Annotated in this window: 8 protein-coding genes; 7 read left to right on the top strand and 1 reads right to left on the bottom strand. The window is 42.7% G+C overall.

Features of this window, described 5'->3' with window-relative positions:
• Window positions 1-232: 232 nt before the first annotated feature.
• The 7 genes from E7X56_RS10455 to E7X56_RS10425 all read left to right on the top strand — a co-directional run bounded on the left by E7X56_RS10455 (window position 233) and on the right by E7X56_RS10425 (window position 6,827).
• Window positions 233-1,276, top strand: a complete 1,044-nt coding sequence (locus E7X56_RS10455) for a permease (RefSeq protein ID WP_135606702.1) — start codon at window positions 233-235, stop codon at window positions 1,274-1,276.
• Window positions 1,277-1,328: 52 nt separating this feature from the next.
• Window positions 1,329-1,562 carry a thioredoxin family protein gene (locus E7X56_RS10450; RefSeq protein ID WP_135606701.1) on the top strand — a complete coding sequence of 78 codons (234 nt, stop codon included), beginning with the start codon at window positions 1,329-1,331 and terminating at the stop codon, window positions 1,560-1,562.
• Between the two features lie 17 nt (window positions 1,563-1,579).
• On the top strand, window positions 1,580-1,960 hold the full coding sequence (locus tag E7X56_RS10445; RefSeq protein ID WP_135606700.1) for a putative zinc-binding protein: 381 nt from the start codon (window positions 1,580-1,582) through the stop codon (window positions 1,958-1,960).
• A gap of 96 nt (window positions 1,961-2,056) precedes the next feature.
• Entirely contained in the window at window positions 2,057-3,508 is a 1,452-nt protein-coding gene (gene tgtA, locus E7X56_RS10440) for a tRNA guanosine(15) transglycosylase TgtA (protein ID WP_135606699.1), read from the top strand.
• Between the two features lie 54 nt (window positions 3,509-3,562).
• Window positions 3,563-4,504 (top strand): UbiA family prenyltransferase, encoded by a 942-nt coding sequence (locus E7X56_RS10435; protein ID WP_210409270.1) that lies wholly within the window; start codon window positions 3,563-3,565, stop codon window positions 4,502-4,504.
• Between the two features lie 15 nt (window positions 4,505-4,519).
• Window positions 4,520-5,677: an NAD(P)/FAD-dependent oxidoreductase gene (locus E7X56_RS10430; protein ID WP_135606697.1), complete on the top strand. Its 1,158-nt coding sequence runs from the start codon at window positions 4,520-4,522 to the stop codon at window positions 5,675-5,677.
• A 4-nt stretch (window positions 5,678-5,681) separates the two neighbouring features.
• The gene (locus E7X56_RS10425; protein ID WP_135606696.1) at window positions 5,682-6,827 is read left to right on the top strand and encodes a radical SAM protein; all 1,146 of its coding nucleotides are present in this window, start codon (window positions 5,682-5,684) and stop codon (window positions 6,825-6,827) included.
• A 247-nt stretch (window positions 6,828-7,074) separates the two neighbouring features.
• On the opposite strand, the gene E7X56_RS10420 is transcribed toward E7X56_RS10425, so the two are convergent.
• Complete coding sequence (locus E7X56_RS10420; protein ID WP_135606695.1) at window positions 7,075-7,932, bottom strand: coiled-coil protein; 858 nt, start codon at window positions 7,930-7,932, stop codon at window positions 7,075-7,077.
• Between the last annotated feature and the right edge of the window lie 56 nt (window positions 7,933-7,988).

Here is a 7,988-nt window from a genome sequence, read left to right as displayed (position 1 = left end):
AGGTACGAGAGTCCTCGGGAAATCTGCGTCGCTGCTGTGCTCACTCTATTACCCTTTTTCTTTAACTGATTTTAATTCAATAGTTTTCACTTTGCTGTTCTGATATGTTTTTATTCATGATTACAATTTATAGATTCAAAGTGCTTAGCAGATATTTCTTTTTTCAAACAAACAATTTCAATAAAAATTGAAATGGGCAAGTTTATATAGTATTTCAACATTATTTGAAATTATGTCGCCTGATTATTTACTATACCTTATGAATGCTGGTCTGGAATCAGTTCAGAACTATCTTGCATTTCATGTATTGCTATGTCTGATTCCTGCATTTTTCCTGGCAGGTGCTATAGCATCCCTGTTCTCAAAGGAATCTGTATTGAAGTTATTTGGAGCGGATGCACCGGGCTATGTATCATATACTGTAGCTGCTGTTTCAGGCTGTTTGCTGGCAGTATGTAGCTGTACGGTCCTACCTCTGTTTGCAGGAATTTATAAAAGAGGTGCGGGTATTGGTCCTGCAAGTACTTTCCTCTTTTCAGCACCTGCGATTAACATTCTGGCTATCGTCTATACTGCCAAGATCCTTGGTTATGACCTTGGTGCAGCCCGTGCCGCAATTGCAATCTTTCTCTCTATTGTGGTTGGTTTGTCAATGGCACTTATATTTGAGAAAAAATTGTCTGGCGAGAGTAAAGGCATAAAGACATTCGGAGCTGATGAACATAAGAATAGTGCATATCTGTTCATCTTGCTGCTGGCCATACTTGTAACACCTGAACTGATTTCCACAGATCTGTATATGGGGGTTATAATGTTAGCACTCATATTGGTTACTATCTACTTCTCAAGAAAGTGGTTTACAAAAGAAGAGCTTGGTGAGTGGATGAGTGAAACCTGGTTCCTTGTCAAACAGATCACTCCTTTATTGCTTCTGGGAGTTTTCTTTGCAGGTATCATTGTTGAGATACTTCCAAAGGAATACGTTGTAGAATTTGTAGGTGGTAATTCCATCTCATCTAATTTCATAGCAGCAACATCTGCAGCACTGATGTATTTCTCAACTTTAACTGAAGTGCCTATAATCAGTGCACTGACTATACTTGGAATGGGTGAAGGTCCGTCTCTTGCAATGCTTCTGGCAGGTCCTGCCTTAAGTCTTCCAAACATGATAGTCATTAGCAGAATTATTGGTGCAAAGAAAGCATCGGTTTACATTTCCCTGATCGTTGTCATTGCTACCATTTCGGGATTTGCTTACGGAATGTTCATAGCGTAATTTCAATAAACATAAGTCATGTCCAAACATAATTAAAAAGTGAGGTTCAAAGATGAAAATAGAAGTTCTTGGATCAGGTTGCGCGAAATGCAACAAAGTGAAAGAAATAGTGCAAAAGTTAGTTAACGAAAACAACATCGATGCTGAGATTATTAAGGTTGAGGATATCGATAAAATATTGGATTACGGTGTAATGGTCACTCCGGCCCTGGTTATAGATGGGGATGTTAAGATCGCAGGAAAGATCCCTTCCGAAGATAAAGTAAAGGAATGGCTAATGCAGTAATGTCGGAGTGTATTATTATGGCAGAATATATCAAATGTGCTTGTGACTCTACTAATGGAGCATTGTTCTCATGTTCCGGTGCTTCTAACGTAGGACAACTTTCCAATCAGCTTGCTATTGAACTGACCGAAAAAGGAGTTGGTAAGATGATGTGTGCTGTTGGTATCGGAGGTCAGGTGACCGGTCTTCTCAGGTCGGCAGAAGGCTGTGATCGTATTATAGCGATCGATGGCTGTCCTCTCAACTGTACAAAGAAGGCTCTTGAACTTTCAGGCCTTAAAGTACATCGTCATATTCTGGTGACGGATCTTGGTATAAGTAAGAACAAGGATCTGAGGGTAAAAGGACCTGAATTGGCCGATACACTTGAAAAAGTGTTGGAAATTCTGGCAAATTAATTATGCAGGTCTGGATTTTGAACAGATATGACCTTGTATTTCACGGGGCTTCCATGAAATACAAATATATAATATCAGCCAATATCTAATGCTCAAATGTCATCGATATTCGAGATAACCCATAAAGATGCTGCAGGACGTATCGGGAAACTGAAAACACCGCATGGTGTTGTGGAAACTCCTACCGTCATGCCTGTAATCAATCCGAACCTTCAGGTCATCAAACCTTCCGAGATGAAAGGTTTCGGTGCCCAGATGCTAATTACCAATTCGTATATCATATTACGCAAGGACAATCTGCGCGAAAAGGCGCTAAAAGACGGCCTCCATTCTCTCCTTGATTATGACGGCCCCATAATGACAGATTCTGGCTCATTCCAGCTTTCTGTCTACGGTGATATCGATGTAACCAATGAGCAGATTATCGAGTTCCAGAAAACGATTGGCTCTGACATAGGTGTCCCTTTGGATATTCCTACGCCACCTGATGTTTCACGCAATCGTGCGGAATCCGAACTTAAGACCACTCTTGAACGCTTAAAAGAAGCACGTGGAATGGTCAATGATGAGATGCTTTTAGCAGGTCCAGTGCAGGGTTCTACTTATACTGACCTTCGCCAGAAGTGTGCAGAGGATCTTCGGGAACACAAGTTCGATGTCTATCCTATCGGTGCAGTAGTTCCATTGATGGAATCCTATCGATATGCAGATCTTGTCGATGTGATCGTATCATCAAAGAAAGGACTGGACCCAACAGTGCCTGTACACCTTTTTGGTGCCGGACATCCAATGATGTTTGCACTTGCAGTAGCACTTGGTTGTGATCTTTTTGATTCCGCTGCTTATGCATTGTACGCTAAGGACAGGCGTTATATAACTTCCAACGGCACATATCACATTGATAACCTGAGCTATCTTCCATGCTCCTGTCCTGTATGTATATCCCATACAGCAGAAGAGGTAAGGAAAGCTGATAATTGCAGTGAACTTCTCGCAAGGCATAATCTTTATGTTACATTTGAGGAAATGCGTCTTGTCAAGCAATCCATTAAGGAGGGTAATCTTCTGGAACTTGTGGAACAAAGATGTCGCACTCATCCAAGAATGCTGGAAGCACTAAAAAAGATGTATTCCTATTCCGACTGGATCGAGAAATATGACCCGGCATCAAAGTCCACATTCTTCTATTGTGGTCCGGAGTCTTCACAGAGGCCCGAAGTACTTCGCTTTTCCAATAAGCTTGAGCGTTTCACTATAACGGGTTCTGCTGTCATCAGGCCAGCTTCAAAGAAAGATCTCAAAGGGTATGATAATGACCTGATCTTCAAAGCACCATTTGGTGCATTCCCTGCTGAGCTTGCTGAAGTGTATCCTTTCAATGCAGAAGTGATCAGCACTTTGGATACTGAATCTCTTGGAAAGGCTCTTGAGAACACTATTGCTCTTATCGAGTTAAATCCAGAGGCAAAGTTTACATTTATTAAAGAAGAAGGACTTGAACATCCTCTGTTCGAAAAGCTGGGACAGATCGCAGATATTAAAGACTGATCTGTCACTTTTTATAAGCATAAAATTTGAAGATATCATTCAATGGTGATTCATTTGGTATCAATAACAGGATCAAAGACACGTAATCCATACTTAGAACTATTAAGGCCGGAAATATCGGATATGGATTTTGCCCTTCCGGCAGCAAGTGCTCTACTTGCATCATATCTGGCAACTTCTGCCCTTCCTCCGCTCATTCCTTTCATAATTGCTGTTATTGGTGGATATGCAGCTATCACAAGTTCCTATGTGTACAACGATTGTTGTGATGTGGACATTGATCAAATAAATCTTCCTGACAGGCCACTTGCTTCATCGCAGCTGTCTCAAAAACAGGGTCTTACATATGCATTTATTCTATTCTTAATTGCCGCAGTTGCAGCATTCTACCTGAACCCTGAATCATTTATGGTTCTGGTTATTGCAGTTCTTACTATCAGTATCTATTCCAGGCTGGCAAAAAGGCTCACATTCCTGAGTTTTGTGCCCGTTGGTATAGCATACGGTCTTGTTCCTGTAGGTATCTGGCTTGCGTTCGATCCTGCCGGGATACTTCGGGGTAGCGATGGTGTTATCCTGCCATTGCCTGGTATATTCTTTTTCATAATGATGTGTGTGGCTGACTGGGGTTTCACGCTTTCCGGAGTATCCAGGGATGTAGAGGGTGATCGTGCAAAAGGTGCACCAACATTCCCGGTGACATTTGGGGTTCCTGCGACATCAAAGTTCGTCTTCATATGTTGGTCTGTGGGCATTCTTTCATCCTTTGCCATTGGTATAACCGCACATCTTGGTCCGATCTTCTTTGTAGGAGCAATTCTTTCCGGTATCTGGATGATAATGCAGGCATTCGACTTTGTTAAAAATCCTCTTCCACAACGTGGTGGAAGGCTATTCCTGCAGGGCTCAAGATACAGGGGTTTCATGTTCGGTTCCCTGATAGTCGATGTAGTGCTCTCTATAGTTTTAACATCTTATGCAGGTATCCTGTGGTGATCGGAGGTTCTTTAAATGGATGCAGATATAATTGTAATAGGTGCTTCTCCGGCGGGTCTGATGGCAGCAAGGAATGCTTCCCGAAAAGGAGCAAAGGTGCTCGTTGTAGATAAAAAGGAGATAATAGGCCATCCTACACATCCTGCTAATACTTTTTTCAAGGGTATGTTCGACAGGTCGCAAGAGCCTGTTGACCAGAGCTATGTGATAAAGAACATGAAGGGTGCTTACCTAATCGCTCCTTCCGGTGGCAGGGTTGCTATCGAGAGTCCTGCGTATTTCCTCGACCGGTTGAAGTTCGATGAATATTATGCAAACCAGACCATGGACGCCGGAGCAGAGCTTCGTATGGGTGTTGAGGTAAGTAGTGTCTTCAGAAGCAATGGTGTCATGAACCTCAGTACCTCGGATGGCGTTTTATCCTGTTCTCTGGTGATCGTATCCGATGGCATCAATTCAAAGATGGCCGGTTTGCTTGGACTCAAGCCAATGAGGTATCCCAATGACATTGCATGGGCAATGGAAGCATTTGTAGAGGCCGAAGGCATTGGTGAGCCTGATATGTTCGAATATTATGTTGGAAATCATTGCCCTGGTTGGAAATCCACTTATTCTCCATGTGGGGGAAACCTTGCCACTCTTGGAGTTTATGTAAGGCGGCATGGGAAGGATGTATCTCCATTCTTTGAAAGATGGGTTGAAAAATTCAAGCAAATAAAAGGTCTTGATGAACTTACTGTCCTTGAAAGATATGTAGGTGGAGATCCTATTATCACTATACCCAAACAGATGCTGACCGATGGTGTGATGCTGGTCGGAGGGGCTGCAGGACAGTCCGGTATAGGATATAGTATGCATGCAGGACAGATGTGTGGTGATGTAGCTGCAGAAGCTATTGCAAAAGGTAACGTATCGGCAAAGTTTCTTTCTGAGTATCGTAAGAGGTGGAATGCCGAATACAAGGCAGAGTACCTGCTTGGCCGTATAGGTCTGGAAACACTGCGTAAAATGACAGACCCTGAGATAGACGATCTTATAAAGACGTTCGAAGGCGTGGATTTCTCTTTCCTTTCAGGTACTTCTTTCCACAGGTCAATGCAGCTTGGTCTTTTTATGCTAAAGAAGAATCCGAAGTCCCTTCTGGCTTACAGGGCCTTATTGAGGAACAAGTGATCTTATGGTAAATGACAAGAGGTATTATTTTTACAAAAATCCCTTTTACAAGGTCTATGCCACGATCGAAGATGGAATTGTCAGGATGCATACTTCAGGAGTTGCATCACGTGCTATCAAACCACTGACTTCTGAGATGCTGGATCTTTTTGAAGGACAAAGACCTGCATTGGTAAAAGAGAACGAGCTTGTTTTTTCTACGTGGATGCCCCCTATACCCAGCAAGGCCTTTGATCGCCTGGTATCAAGTCAGATGGGTTACATACGTGGGAAGATGGTTCCGGAACAGGTCACAATTTCCATCACTGAGGATTGTCCCAATAACTGTATACACTGTGCTCTTCCTGATACTCTGAACAGGTCTTCGTTGTCTGCTGAGGATGTCAAAAGTACAATTGATCAGGTTCTCGATATGGGCTCGACCTTTATTGTCTTTGATGGTGGCGAACCGCTTGTCTATGAGGGGCTTGAGGAGCTTATCAGCTATGTTGATCGGGACCTTGCTACTACCGGAATGTTCACTTCGGGTGTGGGGCTGACAAAAGAGCGTGCAATTTCCCTTAAAGAGGCAGGACTCGATATGTTGAGCGTAAGCCTTGACAGTTCTACCGAAAAAGGACATGACACTATGCGAGGGCGAGTGGGTGTGTTCAAGGATGCCATTGGTGCTGTTAAGAATTCACTTGATGCTGGTTTGCTCGTGAATATCTATGTGGTCATATCTCCAAGAAACATAGATGAACTGGATGATTTCTACAAAATAGCAACAGATCTTGGTGTCCATGAGATCTCTTTCTTCGAGATAGTCCCTACGGGACGCTGGATGAACCGTCTGGATGAGATGATGAGTGCAGAGGATCACAGGAAGTTCGACGATTTCGTGAAGCATACTGAGAACATGGATGGTCCTAAGGTATTCCCAATCCCTCATGTACTAAAGAAGATGGGATGCTTTGCAGGAAGAAAGTGGCTTCACATAACTCCAGAAGGTGACATATTCCCCTGTTCGTGCCTTCCTCTGTCCTTTGGAAATATTCACGATGACAAGCTTTCCGATGTCTGGCGCAAAATCCGTAAGGATTCTACCTATAATGGTGGAACCTGCCTTATGAGGGATTCAAATTTCAGGAAGCTGCATAAATTCGACTGAATTTATTTGTTCAAGAGATTCTTTGAGTTAGAAATAGTAACGGTAGATTCTATTTATTTATTTATTTATTTATTTATTCGGGCGTATCGTCCTGGATTGATTTATCTTATAGATCTAAATTCTGATAAAAAGGGCATAGCTATTGCTATTTTGTATTAATTCCATAAAAAGCCGGACCGAATCGGTCCAATGAATGTTAGAATAAATTGAGGGTGAATAACCACCCTCGATGTTGCCAAATTTTCGATTAAAGCAGACCGGATTTCTGCAAGGTCATTAGGTTCTCTGTGGTGAGCTTCTGACCTGACTTGAACTTGTCAAAGATGTCTTCTGCATCTTTTCTCACTTCTTCCATGGATGCGACCTTCCTGCCAGTGTCTTCGCCTTTCCTAATCTTGCGAACTTCTTTATCGATATCCCTGATCTCTTTCTGTGCTGCAATGAATAACTTGTGTTGTTCATCAGCCTTCTCCTGGAACTCGACGAACTGTTTGTGAGCAACATCAGATTCTGCACGCATCTTGTCGGCTTCCTTGAAAGTGGAGATCATCTTGTCATGATATTCCTGTGCTTTCTGTGCGTATTCTGAAAGAACATTGTGGAATTGTGATGCTTCGTCGCGAATCTCCTGTGCTTCTGTCAATAGGGTCTTAAGCTCTGTGTTGCTCTCGAGCTGTTCCTGCTTAACGACATAGAGTTTCTGAAGCTCTGTGATCTTGTTGACCAGTTCCTTTTCCTTGCCTGGTGTCAGCACTTCTGTCTGCTGTGTGAATTCAAGACGGTCAATATCTTTTCTGATATCCTTGATGGATGGACCGGTAAGATTGTGTGCGGTACGTAATGCATCGACCTTTGCAAATACTTCGTTGGCCTTGGCATTGATCTCGTCACGCTTTGCCTTGTTCTCTTTAACCTGCTCATTGTTCTCGTCACGGAGCTTCTTGTATTCCTGTGCTTCGTTGATGAGTTCCTTTGTGCGCTTGTTGAGATCATTGCGCTTTGCAGCCAGAGTGCTTGCTTCAGCGTTCAATCCATTTCTCTTTTCTTTAGCTTCTTCAGATGCAGTTTTAAGATCCTGCCTTTTGGTGTTCAATTCTTTCAACATATTCTATATATCCTCCCGCTCCAGCAAAAAAGCTGGCATTTCATGCATTTCTAATG

Source organism: Methanococcoides sp. NM1, assembly GCF_900774285.1.
GTDB lineage: Archaea > Halobacteriota > Methanosarcinia > Methanosarcinales > Methanosarcinaceae > Methanococcoides > Methanococcoides vulcani.
This window is presented reverse-complemented; position numbering and strand designations above follow the sequence as displayed.